13 protein-coding genes are annotated in these 14,412 nt (G+C 60.7%); 9 read left to right on the plus strand and 4 right to left on the minus strand.

Annotation, left to right across the window (positions count from 1 at the left end):
- Positions 1–155 precede the first annotated feature (155 nt).
- Positions 156–932: a Bax inhibitor-1/YccA family protein gene (locus B4F27_RS08585; RefSeq protein ID WP_005852283.1), complete on the minus strand. Its 777-nt coding sequence runs from the start codon at positions 930–932 to the stop codon at positions 156–158.
- Positions 933–1,791: 859 nt separating this feature from the next.
- Here B4F27_RS08585 and B4F27_RS08590 point away from each other — a divergent pair.
- The 4 genes from B4F27_RS08590 (at position 1,792) to B4F27_RS08605 (ending at position 4,870) form a co-directional block, all read left to right on the plus strand.
- The gene (locus B4F27_RS08590) at positions 1,792–2,166 is read left to right on the plus strand and encodes a helix-turn-helix domain-containing protein (RefSeq protein WP_005852284.1); all 375 of its coding nucleotides are present in this window, start codon (positions 1,792–1,794) and stop codon (positions 2,164–2,166) included.
- 69 nt (positions 2,167–2,235) lie between these two features.
- Complete coding sequence (gene hisN / locus B4F27_RS08595) at positions 2,236–3,030, plus strand: histidinol-phosphatase (RefSeq protein ID WP_074635524.1); 795 nt, start codon at positions 2,236–2,238, stop codon at positions 3,028–3,030.
- Complete coding sequence (locus tag B4F27_RS08600; protein WP_286759438.1) at positions 3,027–4,367, plus strand: 8-oxoguanine deaminase; 1,341 nt, start codon at positions 3,027–3,029, stop codon at positions 4,365–4,367. Before hisN ends, B4F27_RS08600 begins: the two co-directional genes overlap by 4 nt.
- A gap of 68 nt (positions 4,368–4,435) precedes the next feature.
- Entirely contained in the window at positions 4,436–4,870 is a 435-nt protein-coding gene (locus B4F27_RS08605; RefSeq protein ID WP_286759439.1) for a CAP domain-containing protein, read from the plus strand.
- Between the two features lie 81 nt (positions 4,871–4,951).
- On the opposite strand, the gene guaD is transcribed toward B4F27_RS08605, so the two are convergent.
- Positions 4,952–6,244 (minus strand): guanine deaminase, encoded by a 1,293-nt coding sequence (guaD, locus tag B4F27_RS08610; RefSeq protein WP_286759440.1) that lies wholly within the window; start codon positions 6,242–6,244, stop codon positions 4,952–4,954.
- A gap of 117 nt (positions 6,245–6,361) precedes the next feature.
- On the opposite strand from guaD, the gene mgtE reads away from it, so the two are divergent.
- The 4 genes from mgtE (at position 6,362) to B4F27_RS08630 (ending at position 11,136) form a co-directional block, all read left to right on the plus strand.
- Positions 6,362–7,765 (plus strand): magnesium transporter, encoded by a 1,404-nt coding sequence (gene mgtE / locus B4F27_RS08615; protein WP_005852296.1) that lies wholly within the window; start codon positions 6,362–6,364, stop codon positions 7,763–7,765.
- Entirely contained in the window at positions 7,765–8,322 is a 558-nt protein-coding gene (locus B4F27_RS08620) for a 5-formyltetrahydrofolate cyclo-ligase (RefSeq protein ID WP_375071253.1), read from the plus strand. Before mgtE ends, B4F27_RS08620 begins: the two co-directional genes overlap by 1 nt.
- A gap of 77 nt (positions 8,323–8,399) precedes the next feature.
- Positions 8,400–9,212, plus strand: a complete 813-nt coding sequence (locus B4F27_RS08625) for a TIGR00282 family metallophosphoesterase (protein WP_009826492.1) — start codon at positions 8,400–8,402, stop codon at positions 9,210–9,212.
- Between the two features lie 151 nt (positions 9,213–9,363).
- A complete protein-coding gene (locus B4F27_RS08630; RefSeq protein WP_286759441.1) occupies positions 9,364–11,136 on the plus strand; it encodes an SLC13 family permease in 1,773 nt (590 codons plus the stop codon).
- A gap of 79 nt (positions 11,137–11,215) precedes the next feature.
- Here B4F27_RS08630 and B4F27_RS08635 read toward each other — a convergent pair whose 3' ends face one another.
- Positions 11,216–12,988 carry an SLC13 family permease gene (locus B4F27_RS08635; protein WP_286759442.1) on the minus strand — a complete coding sequence of 591 codons (1,773 nt, stop codon included), beginning with the start codon at positions 12,986–12,988 and terminating at the stop codon, positions 11,216–11,218.
- 170 nt (positions 12,989–13,158) lie between these two features.
- Here B4F27_RS08635 and B4F27_RS08640 point away from each other — a divergent pair, with 170 nt between their 5' ends.
- On the plus strand, positions 13,159–13,899 hold the full coding sequence (locus B4F27_RS08640; RefSeq protein ID WP_064217409.1) for a YebC/PmpR family DNA-binding transcriptional regulator: 741 nt from the start codon (positions 13,159–13,161) through the stop codon (positions 13,897–13,899).
- A gap of 144 nt (positions 13,900–14,043) precedes the next feature.
- Here B4F27_RS08640 and B4F27_RS08645 read toward each other — a convergent pair whose 3' ends face one another.
- Positions 14,044–14,283: a hypothetical protein gene (locus B4F27_RS08645; protein ID WP_009826495.1), complete on the minus strand. Its 240-nt coding sequence runs from the start codon at positions 14,281–14,283 to the stop codon at positions 14,044–14,046.
- Between the last annotated feature and the right edge of the window lie 129 nt (positions 14,284–14,412).

A 14,412-nucleotide genomic window follows, 5' to 3' on the forward strand; every position in this document is an offset into this window, starting at 1 on the left:
CGTAAGGCGGATCGCAGTTATACGGAAGCGTCGCGGGCAGATTAGGTAGTCGGGCCGACGGTTGTGATAGCGCCTAGGGCAAAAGAAAGCGCCCACCGAACGGATGTCGATGGGCGCTCGTTCTCAGGTATTTTCCCGCGTCGTGGGGCAGTCTGTTATTCGCGGTTGCCGAACAATTGCAGCAACATCATGAACATGTTGATGAAGTTCAGGTACAGGCTCAACGCGCCCATGATACCGGACTTCTGCAGCCATTCTTGGTCACCGTGATGTGCATGCGCCAAGTAAGTGTTCTTGATGTTCTGCGTGTCATAGGCGGTAAGGCCAGCGAAAATCAAAACGCCGATAGCCGAGATCGCGAATACCAGGGCAGGGGAGGCGAGGAAGATGTTCACGATCGACGCGACAACCAGGCCAATGACGCCCATGATCAGGAAGCTACCCCAGCCGGAGATATCCTTTTTCGTGGTGTAGCCCCAAAGCGACAGGCCTGCGAAAGCGATCGAGGTGATCAAGAAAATCTGGATGATAGAATAGCCCGTAAAGACCAGAAAGATCGAGCTGATCGAAACGCCCATGACGGCAGCGAAAACATAAAACAATGTCTGCGCAGTCGCGGCCGAGATTTTATTCATCGCGGCACCCAAGCCGAAGACAAACGCCAAAGGTGCAAACATCACAACCCATTTCAGCGGCGACATATACAGCGCGGAGCCGAAGGAAGTCAGGTACTTGTCCGTGCCAATCTGCGCAACCGCGCCGGAAGGATCGGTCGTCACGGCCAAGCCGGAAATGGCCCAAGCCGCTGCAAAGGTGATCAACATGCCAATCGACATGGTGCCATACACCTTATTCATATGGGTGCGCAGCCCTTCATCGATAGCGGCGGCGCGGGATCCGGCCGCAGACCGGATGGTGTTCACGTCGGCCATGAATATCCTCCAAATAATAGACGTGTTGCAAAGTCGGTTCTTCGACCTCGGTATTGGGTCAAATATCGGCACACACGTCTTTGTTTTCAAGAGCTTTCGCATCCAATTCTAGCGCAGCGGACACTATTGGCGTTTTGCTTTGCCAAATGTGGCGCAACATAGGCATTTCTACCGTCGGAACACGCAGCCTTTCGGTTGCACATCTGCGTGTCCGTGATGAATGAGCTAAAGAAAAGATATGAAGATTTTCCTAACGCGTTTGCGAATTTTGCGTCGCGGCACTTTGCCGCGCCGTTCTCGCGGCTCTGAACGGTATTTTAAGGTTTAGACTGCAAGCCTTTTGCCCATGAAAAGGATGATTCTTCCCCGTGATATGCGCAATTGTGCCGTAACGTTTTCGTTATTAGCGCTAATCAGGCAGTATTCGGGTGCCGTGAGCAAAACATCGCGCACCCGCGCAGAATGTAGTGGCGAAGCTGAGGGACGGGGCTATCTTACTGACAAATATGGTATTCTTGAGCGTGAGAGGAGCAGGTCTCAATGTGTTGGAAATGCTGACACACAGCATTGCGGCGAATTTATGGTGCTCGGCTCAGGTAAAAAGTTTTGCGAGTTCCCGAACGCTTGCTACGTTCAATTCGCGTATAAGGGGTATTTTTCTCGCGGAAACAACGCTTGATTAAGTGCTGGCGCTGATTGGAATGATAACTGAACGTATGTCCATTTTCATTTTATTTGCGCATAGTGAGTATATTTGCAAGTAGCACGTTTTGTCGGAAATGACCACGTGAATTGGTCACTTCCTCTCCACAAATACAAGCGTCGAAATTATGGGCGCTGAGTTAGAAAGAAGATCGTGATGCCTCATAAAGTAGATGTTCATGTTGGTCAGCGAATACGGCAGCGCCGTTGGCTGACAGGCATGACACAGCAGCGCTTAGCAGAACTTGTTGGCATAAAATTCCAGCAAATCCAAAAGTATGAAACCGGTGCAAACCGTGTCAGCGCGTCCAGACTTTGGGACATCGCCTTTGCCCTGAACGTGGACGTTTCGCATTTCTTTGAAGGTCTGGAAGCCGAAAAGCCGCAGCCCGAAAAGGCCTTGGACAATATCCCCGCCGATCTGAGCGGCGATAAAGAGGCGATGGATTTGATCCGCTCTTACTATGCGATCCCCGAAAACCAGCGTCGCCGCCTGTTCGAATTGGCGCGTGTCCTCAGTGATGTGGCTTAACCTTTAGCGGGAAGTGTTATCTTGCAAGGATCTGGCGAAAGTGTCAGATCGGTAGCTATGATACCAAATATGCACTCCGATCCCGATATATTGCGTGTGGGCCATTTGCTGGCGGACGCCGCCCGTGCCGCGATACTTCCCCATTTTCGTCAAGCAGATCTGATTGCGGACAACAAATTCCAGTCGGGGTATGATCCCGTCACAGAAGCCGATCGTGCGGCCGAACGGGCCATGCGCGATATCTTGGCACGCGAACGCCCCAACGACGCCATCCTAGGCGAAGAATATGGTATCGCGGAAGGCACCTCCGGGCTCACCTGGGTTTTGGACCCCATTGACGGCACGCGGGGTTTTGTCTCCGGCACGCCGACCTGGGGCGTGTTGATCGCCGTCAGCAATGCGAATGGGCCGTTTTTCGGGATCATCGACCAGCCCTATATTCGTGAGCGTTTTGTTGGGCACAGCGGCCAAGCCGAGGTGTCGGGCCCGTCTGGCGTTCATCCGCTACGGACACGTGGGGCGCGTGCACTGTCACAGGCGACCGTTTTCACTACTTTCCCAGAAGTCGGGACGACATCCGAAGGTGCCGCCTTTGCCGAGGTGGCGCGACATGCGCGTTTGGCGCGCTTTGGGATGGATTGCTATGCTTATGCTTTGGTGGCCTCGGGGCAGGTCGATCTGGTCATCGAAGCGGGCCTGCAACCCTATGATATTCAAGCGCCAATCGCCCTTGTCCATGCCGCCGGTGGCATCGTTACCGACTGGGATGGCGGCCCCGCCCATCATGGTGGACGTGCCATCGCGGCGGCCAATGCCGATATTCACGCCGAAGCTTTAGAGTTTGTTAGGAATTGTCCGATATGACCGAACTGCTGATACGCAACGCTGACTATCTTTTGACGATGGATGAGACGCGGCGCGAATTGGTATCGGCTGATGTTTTGCTGCGCGATGGGGTTGTCGCAGCGGTGGGACAAAACCTGACAACTGAAGGGGAGGTGATAGAAGCATCAGGGTGCGTTGTGACGCCAGGGATGGTGAACACCCATCACCACCTTTATCAAAGTCTGACGCGGGCGGTGCCGGGGGGGCAGGACGCGCTGCTGTTTGGCTGGCTTAAAACGCTTTATCCGATCTGGGCGCGGTTTACGCCGGATCACATGTATGTCTCGGCTCAGGTGGGGTTGGCAGAGCTTGCCTTGTCCGGCTGCACGTTAAGCTCGGACCACCTGTATATGTATCCGAACGGCAGCCGGTTGGAGGATACAATACACGCCGCGGCAGAGATCGGGATGCGGTTTCAGCCCACGCGCGGCGCGATGAGCATCGGGGAAAGCGACGGTGGGTTGCCACCTGATGCTTTGGTGGAAAGCGAGGCCGCGATACTGGAGGATTGCATTCGTGTGATCGACGGTTTTCATGACCCATCGGCCTCTTCCATGTGTCGGGTTGGCATCGCGCCCTGTTCGCCCTTCTCGGTAAGTCGGGACCTGATGCGGGACGCAGCGCTGTTGGCGCGGGATAAAGGCGTGATGCTGCATACGCATCTTGCCGAGAACGACGAGGATATCGCCTATTCATTGGCGCAATTCGGCTGTCGTCCGGGTCAATATGCGCAGGATCTGGGCTGGGTCGGGCCCGATGTCTGGCATGCCCATTGCGTGAAGCTCGACCCGAGCGAGATCGCGTTATTCGCGCAGACCAAGACTAACGTCGCACATTGCCCCTGTTCGAATTGCCGCTTGGGCTCGGGGATCGCGCCCCTTCGTGCGATGCGAGATGCCGGGGTTCCCGTGGGGCTAGGGGTCGATGGATGTGCAAGCAATGACGCCGGTAATCTTGTCGCGGAGGCTCGGCAGGCGATGCTTTTGCAGCGCGTTGCCGGCGGGGCGGATGCGATGAGCGCACGCGAAGCGCTCGAGATTGCCACGCGCGGCGGTGCAGACATCTTGGGCCGCCCCGAATGCGGGCGGATCGAAGTGGGGGCGCGGGCAGACATCGCCATCTGGGACGTGAGCGGGATTGAAAGCGCCGGGAGCTGGGATCCTGCTGCACTGTTGCTTGCGGGGCCGACAACGGTCCGCGATTTGCTTGTTGAGGGGCGCAGCGTCGTGCGGGACGGGCAGGTCGTGACCATAGATCTACCCGCGCAGATCGCGCAGCAAAACAAGCTCGCGCGGGCGCTGCGGGACGCGATATAAACACGCGTGCCTCGGTCTTGGGAGGAAGTAGAGACGCGGGTAGCGCGAAAGCGGGGGGAGTTGACAGTATGAATATTCTGCGAAGGCTGGCTTTGGCCGTGGCTTTGATGATCGCCGCGATATCGCCTTTGCGCGCCGACCCACAGGCGGTTCACATGTTGAATGCCATGCGCGCGCAGCAGGGGGTGGCCCCGCTGTCCTATGCACCGCGGCTAGAGGCCGCCGCGCGGGCACATGCGCTGGACATGGCGCGGCACGGGTATTTCTCGCACACGGGGCGCGATGGGTCTGGTGTCGGCGATCGGGTGCGGGCGCAGGGCTATCGCTGGTGTTATGTGGCCGAGAATCTTGCCAAGGGGCAGGGGGATCTGACGCAGGTCATGCGGGGATGGGCGCAGTCGGCGCCACATTACCGCAATATGATGAGCCGGAATTCCACGGGTTTTGGCCTGTTTCAGGGGCCGGACCGGATTTGGGCAATGGTTCTGGCCGCACCCTGTTAGGATGGGCCCGAAGCCGTCTCGCAAGGCGCGCCTACGGGACGCGCCGCGGGGAGTTTAAAGGCAAAATGAAGGAGTCTGGCGTCAGCCTCGGCGCACCCCGTTGACCCAGACATCGCTGATGGCGCGGTCGTCGCCCATCATGATTGTGGCGAAAAGCTGATCCCATATGCTGTGCGCATTGTCGCTGCGCTGCTTGATCGCGGGGGTGGAGGCGAGGTCGAGCACGGTGATGTCGGCCTCGAAGCCTTCGGCGAGTGTGCCGATCTTTTCGTGCAGATGCAGGCTGCGGGCAGAGCCGGCGGTGGCAAGCCACATCAACTGCGCCGCATGGGTGGGGGTGCCGCGCAGCTGGCCGATCTCATAGGCCGCAGCCATTGTGCGCAGCATCGAGAAGGACGATCCGCCGCCGGTGTCCGTGGCCAAGCCAATCGGTATCTGCTGCGCGGCGATATGCGCCATGTCGAACAGTCCCGATCCGATGAAGGTGTTCGAGGTGGGACAATGCACCACCGATGCGCCGCTGTCGGCAAGGCGGTCGATCTCGCGTGGGGTCAGGTGGATGGCGTGGCCAAAGACGGCGCGATCGCGCACCAGCCCGTGTTCCTCGTAGGTGTCCAGATAATCGCGGGCGTGGGGCACAAGGTCTTGTACCCAAGCAATCTCGTCGATCTGTTCGCTCAGGTGCGTCTGCATCAGGCAGTCGGGGCGCTCGGTCCAGAGCGCACCCAGGGCCGCGAGTTGCTCCGGCGTCGAGGTCGGCGTGAAACGGGGCGTAATCGCATAGCTGGCGCGGCCTTTGCCGTGCCAGCGGTCGATCAGCATCTTGCTGTCGTCATAGGCCGATTGCGCCGTATCGCGCAGCCCGTCGGGGGCGTTGCGGTCCATGCAGGTCTTGCCCGCCACGATCCGCTGACCACGCTCTGCCGCCGCGTCGAATATCGCGTCGACGCTGGTGGGGGCGATGGTGGCGAAAGAGCAGACAGTGGTCGTGCCGTTGGCCAGCGTCAGATCCAGATAGCGCCCGGCGATGTCGCGGGCATAGGCGGGGTCTGACAAGCGCATTTCCTCGGGGAAGGTATAGCTGTTGAGCCAGTCGATCAGACGTTTGCCCCAGCTCGCGATGATGGCGGTCTGCGGATAATGCACATGGGCGTCCACAAACCCTGGGCAGATCAGCCGGTCGCCATAGTCCTGCACCGTCGCCTGCGGGTGCGCCTTGCGCAGGTCGTCGGCGCGGCCCACGGCCTTGATCTGCGCGCCTTCAATCAGCACGCCACCGTCGCTGTCGATATGAACCGTCTCCTCCCACGGGTCAGAGAGGGGATTGCCCGTAAACCGGAGCGTTTGGCCGAGGAGGAGTGTTTGTGTTTTCATGCCGCCTGTCTAACCGCAGCCCGCCGTGCCGACAATCCGATAGCGCAGGGTTCCGCGCCATTGTATCCGCGCTGTGGCACGCTTATGGTCTGCGCAAAATCGCAAGTGGGGGCAGCCATGGTTGACGACGCACAGGAACTTGAACTCTCCCCCGACGCCGAGGATGAAGGCGAGGCATATCGGCTGAACAAGAAGGCCGTGGCGTCCATTCTCTATGCTGTGGAAATCGATGACGCCGCCAAGCTGACAGAGCTGATGGAGCCGCTGCACGCGGCCGACATCGCCGACCTTCTGGAACAGATCAGCGCCTTTGAACGGACCAAGCTGATCCGGCTGTATGACCGCGAGTTCGATGGCGAGATTCTGTCGGAGCTCGACGAATCGATCCGCGAGGAAGTCGTTGCGATTCTGACGCCCGAGGTGCTGTCGGACGCCGTGCGCGACATGGACAGCGATGATGTTGTCGATCTGATCGAAGACCTTGAGGATGCGCAGGCCGAGACCATTCTGGGGGCACTGGAAGATGCGGACCGGGTCGCTGTCGAACAGGCGCTGACCTATCCCGAATATTCCGCTGGTCGTTTGATGCAGCGCGAAGTCGTGATGGCCCCCGAACACTGGACCGTGGGCGAGGCGATTGATCACCTGCGCGCCACGCCCGAGGAAGACCTGCCGGACCAGTTCTATCACATTGTCATGGTCGATCCGCGGTTACACCCTGTGGGCAATGTCACCCTTGGCAAGCTGATGCGGTCCAAACGCGCCACCCCCATGCGCGACATTCTGGAGGATACGTTTCAGGTCATTCCCGCCCTGCGGGACGAGGGCGATGTCGCCTATGCGTTCAACCAGTATCACCTGATCTCTGCGCCCGTTGTCGATGACGAGGGGCGTTTGATCGGGGTGATCACCATTGATGACGCCATGTCGGTGCTGGACGAGGAACACGAAGAAGACATCCTGCGTCTGGCCGGTGTTGGTGAAGGGTCGCTGTCTGACCGTGTGATCGAGACAACCAAGCAGCGGTTGCCCTGGCTGGCGGTGAACCTGGTGACGGCCATCGCGGCCTCTATGGTGATTTCGCAGTTCGAGGCGGCGATCGCGCAGATCGTGGCGTTGGCGGTGTTGATGCCCATCGTGGCCTCTATGGGGGGGAATGCCGGTACGCAAAGCCTGACCGTGGCCGTGCGCGCCATCGCGACCCGGGATTTGACCGGATCGAACGTCTGGCGCGTGATCCGGCGTGAATGTCTTGTGGGGCTGGTGAACGGCCTGATTTTCGCGATCATCATGGGGATCGTCGGTATTTTGTGGTTCGGGTCACCCGCGCTTGGCTATGTGATCGCGACGGCAATGGTGATCAATATGGTCGTGGCAGGGCTTGCGGGGACGGGCATCCCGATCCTGCTGGAACGTTTTGGCGTGGATCCGGCCCTTGCCTCTGGTGCTTTTGTGACCACGGTGACGGATGTCGTGGGCTTCTTCGCCTTTCTGGGGCTGGCGGCGGCGGTCTTGCTGTGATGGATATGGCGGCGGTCAAGGCGGCAGCGCGCAAGGCGGCCTTTGCCCGTCGCAAGCCGCTGTTTGATGGCGCCAACGCCGCGCAAGCCGGCTATCTGAGCGAAGTGCTCGCGGGGTATCGCGGCGTCCCGCTGTCCGGTTTTCTGCCCATACGCACAGAGATTGACCCGCGCCCCGCCATGGCCGAGGCGGCGGCCCATGGCCCCGTGGGCGTGCCGGTGATCATGGGCGCGGCGCAGCCTTTGCGGTTTTCGCGCTGGACCCCGGATACCCCGTTGGTGGACGGTGCCTTTGGCGCCCAGATCCCCGCTGTCGAGGATTTCTTTGACCCTGAAATCGTGATCGTACCCCTGCTGGCGTTCAACCGCGCTGGTGGGCGGCTGGGGTATGGCGGCGGGTTTTATGACCGCACGCTGGAACAGCTGCGTGCGCGGCGAGCGACCTTGGCGATCGGTTTTGCCTTTGCCGGGCAAGAGGTTGACGATCTGCCGCTTGAACCCACCGACCAGCCGCTTGATCTGATCGTGACAGAGACGGGCGTGATCGAGATCGCCTAGGCGCGCCCGCACCCCGCGCGCAAAAACCGCAACTCCGCCCCTTGCCCTCGTGCGCTGCGCAGCCTAACGCTTGGGGCATGAAAATACTCTTCCTCGGCGATGTCATGGGCCGCGCGGGCCGCCGCGCAATCAGCGAAAACCTTCCCCGTCTGCGGACGGAATGGAAGCTGGATTTTGTGGTGGTGAACGGTGAAAACGCCACCTCTGGCATGGGGCTGTCTGGCAGCCACGCCAAGACGCTGCTGGACGCAGGGGCCGATTGTCTGACCTTGGGCGACCACGCCTTTGACCAAAAAGACATGCTGAGCTTTATCGAACAGGAACCGCGTGTCATCCGGCCGCTGAATTTTTCGAAAAACGCACCGGGCAAGGGCGCGCGCCTGTTCACCGCGAAGAACGGGCGCAAGGTGCTGGTCACCCAAGCACTTGGTCAGGTCTTTATGAAACGCCCCTTTGACGATCCGTTCTCGGCGCTTGAGCCTGTGCTCAAGACCCACCCTCTGGGCGGCATGGCATCGGCGGTGATTGTCGATATGCACTGCGAGGCGACCTCGGAAAAGATGGCCATGGGGCATTGGTGTGATGGCCGCGCCAGCCTTGTTGTGGGCACGCATACCCATGTGCCCACGTCTGACGCGATGATCCTGCCGGGCGGGACGGCCTATCTGACAGATGCAGGCATGAGCGGCGATTACCATTCGGTGATCGGGATGGAGAAAACAGAGCCTTTGCGCCGCTTCATCACCGGCATGCCCAAAGACCGCTTCACCCCCGCCAACGAAGAAGCGACCCTATCCGGCGTCTATATCGAGACCGACGACCGCACCGGCAAGGCGACCCGTATCGTGCCCGTGCGTCAGGGCGGCAAGCTGCAGCAAAGCGCGCCCTGACCGCGTTGCGGCTGGCACGCTTTAGACCCGTATCCGGAATAGCGCAGGGCAGGCGCATCTGACGCTTGCCCCAAGGCGACGCTTGCCGTGGACGTTGCAATCAACGACACTGCAGTCTGATTTTCATCTGCCCAAGGCCGGATATACCTGAATGGACTTTCTAAACCTGTCGGATAGCACCTCTGCCATCCTGGCATTGACCGTCGTTGTGATCATGTTCGTCATGTTCCTGCGCGAATCCCTCCCGACCGAGGTCGTGGCCCTGTCAGGGGCGGCCATCATGCTGGCGCTTGGCATCTTGCCCTATGACGATGCGCAGGCGGTGCTGCAAAACTCTGCCCCCTGGACCATTGCCGCGATGTTCATCGTGATGGGCGCGCTGGTGCGCACGGGCGCGCTGGATGTGCTGACGCGCATGGCCGAACGCTATGCCAAGACGCATCCGAAAACGGCGGTGGTGGGCGTGATCGTGGCCGTCATGGCGGCCTCGGCGGTGATGAACAACACGCCCGTGGTGGTGGTGATGATTCCGGTCGTGGTGCAGCTCAGCCAGACGCTTGGCACCAAAGCCTCCAAACTGCTGATCCCGCTGAGCTATGCGGCGATCATGGGCGGCTCCCTGACGCTGATCGGGACCTCGACCAACCTTCTGGTGGACGGTGTCGCACGGTCGCAAGGGCTGGAGCCGTTTGGCATTTTCGAAATCCTGCCCATCGGTCTGGTCGTCTGCGCCTGGGGCCTGATCTATATGGCCGTCTTCGCCCCCAAACTGCTGCCCGCGCGCGACAGTATGGCAAATATGCTGTCGGACCGCTCCAAGATGAAGTTCTTCACCGAAGCCGTGATCCCGCCCGACTCCAACCTGATCGGGCGCGAGGTGCTTGACGTGCAGCTATTCAAACGCGAAGGCGTGCGGCTGATCGACGTGGTGCGCGGCGATCAATCGTTGCGCCGCGATCTGGCCAGTGTCGAGCTGCGGGTCGGTGACCGTGTGGTTCTGCGGACCCAGATGACGGAACTGCTCAGCCTTCAGGCGAATAAAGAGCTCAAGCGCGTCGATCAGGTCTCGGCGGTGGAAACCTCGACCGTAGAGGTGCTGATCACGCCGGGCTGCAAGATGGTGGGCCGCACGCTCGGGGCGCTGCGTCTGCGCCGGCGCTATGGGGTGTACCCTTTGGCGGTACACCGGCGGAACCAGAACATCGGTCGCCAGCTTGACGACCTCATCGTCAAGGTCGGTGACACGCTGCTGCTTGAAGGCGCGATGGAGGATATCCAGCGCCTTGCCTCGGATATGGATATGGTCGACGTCTCGCAGCCGTCTGCACGGGCCTTCCGGCGGGGGCATGCCCCGATCGCCATCGCGGCGCTGGTGGGGATCGTGGTCTTGGCCGCGCTGAATGTCGCGCCGATCCTGCTACTGGCCGTGCTAGCCGTGGCGTTGGTCCTGGTCACGGGCTGTATCGACGCGGAAGAGGCCTTCAGCTTTGTCGATGGCCGTCTGCTGGCGCTGATCTTCTCGATGCTTGCGGTCGGGGCAGGGTTGCAAAATTCCGGCGCGATCAGCCTGATCGTTGACAATATCGCACCCTTACTCGGCACGCTGTCGCCGTTCTATGTGATCTTCGCGGTGTTCCTGCTGACGACAACCCTGACAGAGATCGTGTCGAACAACGCGGTGGCGGTGATCATGACACCGATTGCCATCAGCCTCGGGTCCGCACTTGGCATGGACCCGCGCCCCCTGGTGGTCGCGGTGATGATCGCGGCGTCTTGCGCCTTTGCCACCCCCATCGGCTACCAGACCAACACGCTGGTCTATGGGCCGGGCGGCTACCGTTTCACCGATTTCATGCGCATCGGCATTCCGCTCAACCTGTCGATGTCGCTGCTCGTCTCCATGATGATCCCGCTCTTCTGGTAGCGCCGACCCCGCGCTTCCAAATGGCAAAAATCCCGGGGGTCCGGGGGCTGGCCCCCGGCACCTCCAATGGTCGCGCGCCCTAAAGCGGCCAGAACACCAGAATAGCCGGAATGGACACCGCGACGACGATAATCTCAAGCGGCAGCCCCATGCGCCAGTAATCGCCAAAGCTATAGCCCCCGGGACCAAGGATAAGCGTGTTGTTCTTATGCCCGATGGGCGTCAGGAATGCGCTTGATGCGGCGACGGCGACCGCCATCAGGAACGGGTCGGGAGAGACATCAAGGCTTGCCGCCATCTGGATGCCCACGGGGGCGGCGACGATGGTGGTGGCGGTGTTATTCAGCACATCCGACAGGGTCATGGTGACCAGCATCAGCACCGTCAGCACCACCCATGCGGGCAGCCCTTGGGTCAATCCGACAAGCGCGCCGGCAATCAACTCCGTCCCGCCAGAGCTTTCGAGCGCTGCCCCCAGCGGGATCATAGACCCCAGCAAGACGACGACCGGCCATTCGATATGGGTGTACAGCTCCGACAGCGGGACGATCCGCGCCAGCACATAGGCGATGACGACCAGCCCCAGGGCGACGGGCAGGTAGATCAACCCAAAGCTCGCCGCCGTAACCGCGCCGCCAAACAGGCCGATGGCCAGCCAGACCTTGTGGTTTTCGGTCACCGCCAACCCGCGGTCAGCAAGGGGCAGCACGCCCAGCCATTCGACCACATGGGACGCGGTATCGCGCGGCACGAGCAGCAGCAGAATATCCCCCACCTGCAGCTCGGTCTTGCGCAGTTGCGAGGTGATGCGTTTGCCGCGCCGCGATACCCCCAGCAGCACGGAGCGCTGCCGCCACGACAGGCCGACCGCCTGAGCCGAACGGCCGTTCAGTCGGGAATCGCTGGTGACCACGACCTCGATGATCTCGACCCCTTCGCCATCGGCGCGCAGGCGGTCTTCGCGGTCGGCGTCGGCGACATGCAGGTCCAGCGTGCTGCGAAATTCGTCCAGCGCATCGGGCGTCGCTTCAAGCACCAGCGCGTCGCCTGCGCGCAGGGGCAGGTTGCGTGACTGGCCGTAGCGGCGCTTGCCGTCCCGGATCACCCCCAGCATGGCGACATCGGCCTTCTCGGCAGCGTCCTGAAGCTCTGCCAGACGTTTACCGATCTGGGCATTGCCTTCGGGGATCGTCAGCTCTGCCAGATAGGGGGACAGGTCTTCGGGGCCCAGCACGTTGTTCTCGCGCTGCGGGATCAAGCGCCAGCCGATCAGCGCGACAAAGGCCAGCCCCGCCGCCGCCGCTATCCCGCCCACAGGGGCGAAATCGAACATACGAAACGGTGCGCCAAGGGATTCCTGTCGGATTGAGGCGATGATGATATTGGGCGGCGTCCCGATCAGCGTCGCCATGCCGCCAAGGATCGTGGCAAAGCTCAGCGGCATCAGGCTCAACCCCGGGGATCGACCGGCCTTGCGGGCGGTCTGGATGTCGACCGGCATCAGCAGCGCAAGGGCTGCGACGTTGTTCATGAAGGCTGACAGCACCCCGCCGATGACCCCCATCAGCGTAATATGCCCGCCAAGGCTGCGCGAGGCATCGACCAGCGTGCGGGTGATCAGCAACACCGCGCCAGACCGCGTCAGCCCCGCCGATACGATCAGCACCAGCGCGACCACCAGCGTCGCAGGGTGACCAAAACCCGCAAAGGCATCCTTGCTGTCGACGACCCCCAGCACCACGGCAACCATCAGCGCGGCAAAGGCGACAAGGTCATAGCGGAACCGCCCCCACAAGAGCATGCCAAACACGGCGGCAAACAGGGTGAACAGGATGATTTGATTGGTGGTCATGTGGGCGTACCTTGCGTGAACTGCGACCAAAGCCCTAGCAGCCGCCCGCGCGCCTGTCTGCCCCAAACCCGGCCATACCGCCCGCGTGCGCGGTCGTGCGCGGTGGCTTGTTCAGGCGCGTGGGCTGCCGTATAGAGAGCCAACCGAGAATTTTAGCATGTGAGGTCACCATGGCAGGTCACTCAAAATGGGCAAATATCCAGCACCGTAAGGGCCGTCAGGACAAACTGCGCGCCAAGGTGTTTTCCAAGCTCTCCAAAGAAATCACCATCGCGGCGAAGATGGGCGAACCCGATCCGGACAAGAACCCGCGTCTGCGTCTGGCGGTGAAAGAGGCCAAGGGTCAGTCCATGCCCAAGGACAACATCGAACGCGCGATCAAGAAAGCCGTCGGCGGCGAGGGCGAGGATTACGAAGAAATCCGCTATGAAGGCTACGGCCCCAATGGTGTTGCCGTCATTGTCGAGGCGATGACCGACAACCGCAACCGCACCGCGTCGACCGTGCGGTCCACCTTCACCAAGAACGGTGGCAATCTGGGCGAGACCGGCAGCGTCGGCTTTATGTTCGACCGTAAGGGCGAAATCACCTATCCCGCCAGCGTTGGCGATGCCGACACCGTGATGATGGCCGCCATCGAAGCCGGTGCGGAAGACGTCGAAAGCTCGGATGAGGGGCATGTGATCTGGTGCATGGATACCGACCTGAACGATGTCAGCACCGCGCTTGAGGCCGAGTTGGGCGAATCCGACAGCACCAAGCTGGTCTGGCGTCCGACCACCACGACCGAAATGGATCTGGAAGGGATGGAAAAGCTGATGAAGCTGATCGACGCCCTGGAAGACGACGACGACGTGCAGCGGGTCACCGCGAACTTCGAAGCCTCTGACGAGGTGATGGAGCAGCTGTAGCATTTACGCCCCGCCAGCGACCCATGTCGCGGCGGGGCTTTGCTTTGGCGGGGGGCGGTTGCGTCACACGCCCGCGAGACACAAAAAAACCGCCCCTGGCTTAGCTGCGGGGCGGTTTTTTTGTGTCAGCGTTTGGGGCCGAATTTATCCCAAAAGGCGCGCCATGCGAAAAAGACCACCCCAGGCCGGTTTGGTCGTGGTGTCGCGCACGCGCTGCTGCGAGATAGAGGCGAGGACGCGTTTGACCTCGTTGAGGTGCCCCAAGGCCTTTGATCCGCCTGCGCTTGCCTGAACGCTCAGGATCTTGGACTGTGTGTGCAGGGCTGCTTCGATAAGCGCCAATTCATCTTGGCTGATTTCCAGCTTCTGTTTGTCGTCGAACATGACATTATTCCTTGGTTGTATGCGGGTCAGATAGGCGCTGTATCTGTGGTTCGCTAGTAGTAACGGGCCCAATCACGCAAATGTTTCGCGGCCGCAACAATAAAGTTGGGGTTGCAGGGGATGAAAATT

The sequence above is a fragment of the Sulfitobacter sp. UBA1132 genome, from assembly GCF_002311545.1.
GTDB classification, from domain to species: domain Bacteria; phylum Pseudomonadota; class Alphaproteobacteria; order Rhodobacterales; family Rhodobacteraceae; genus Sulfitobacter; species Sulfitobacter pontiacus.

What these genes read in the sequence shown, in the direction of transcription:
- B4F27_RS08630 (WP_286759441.1), top strand. Translation starts at nt 9,364, where the DNA reads ATGGACTTTCTAAACCTGTCGGATAGCACCTCTGCCATCCTGGCATTG.
- guaD (WP_286759440.1), bottom strand. Translation starts at nt 6,244, where the DNA reads ATGAAAACACAAACACTCCTCCTCGGCCAAACGCTCCGGTTTACGGGC.
- B4F27_RS08625 (WP_009826492.1), top strand. Translation starts at nt 8,400, where the DNA reads ATGAAAATACTCTTCCTCGGCGATGTCATGGGCCGCGCGGGCCGCCGC.
- B4F27_RS08590 (WP_005852284.1), top strand. Translation starts at nt 1,792, where the DNA reads ATGCCTCATAAAGTAGATGTTCATGTTGGTCAGCGAATACGGCAGCGC.
- B4F27_RS08605 (WP_286759439.1), top strand. Translation starts at nt 4,436, where the DNA reads ATGAATATTCTGCGAAGGCTGGCTTTGGCCGTGGCTTTGATGATCGCC.
- B4F27_RS08600 (WP_286759438.1), top strand. Translation starts at nt 3,027, where the DNA reads ATGACCGAACTGCTGATACGCAACGCTGACTATCTTTTGACGATGGAT.
- B4F27_RS08620 (WP_375071253.1), top strand. Translation starts at nt 7,765, where the DNA reads ATGGATATGGCGGCGGTCAAGGCGGCAGCGCGCAAGGCGGCCTTTGCC.
- B4F27_RS08585 (WP_005852283.1), bottom strand. Translation starts at nt 932, where the DNA reads ATGGCCGACGTGAACACCATCCGGTCTGCGGCCGGATCCCGCGCCGCC.
- B4F27_RS08640 (WP_064217409.1), top strand. Translation starts at nt 13,159, where the DNA reads ATGGCAGGTCACTCAAAATGGGCAAATATCCAGCACCGTAAGGGCCGT.
- mgtE (WP_005852296.1), top strand. Translation starts at nt 6,362, where the DNA reads ATGGTTGACGACGCACAGGAACTTGAACTCTCCCCCGACGCCGAGGAT.
- B4F27_RS08635 (WP_286759442.1), bottom strand. Translation starts at nt 12,988, where the DNA reads ATGACCACCAATCAAATCATCCTGTTCACCCTGTTTGCCGCCGTGTTT.
- B4F27_RS08645 (WP_009826495.1), bottom strand. Translation starts at nt 14,283, where the DNA reads ATGTTCGACGACAAACAGAAGCTGGAAATCAGCCAAGATGAATTGGCG.
- hisN (WP_074635524.1), top strand. Translation starts at nt 2,236, where the DNA reads ATGCACTCCGATCCCGATATATTGCGTGTGGGCCATTTGCTGGCGGAC.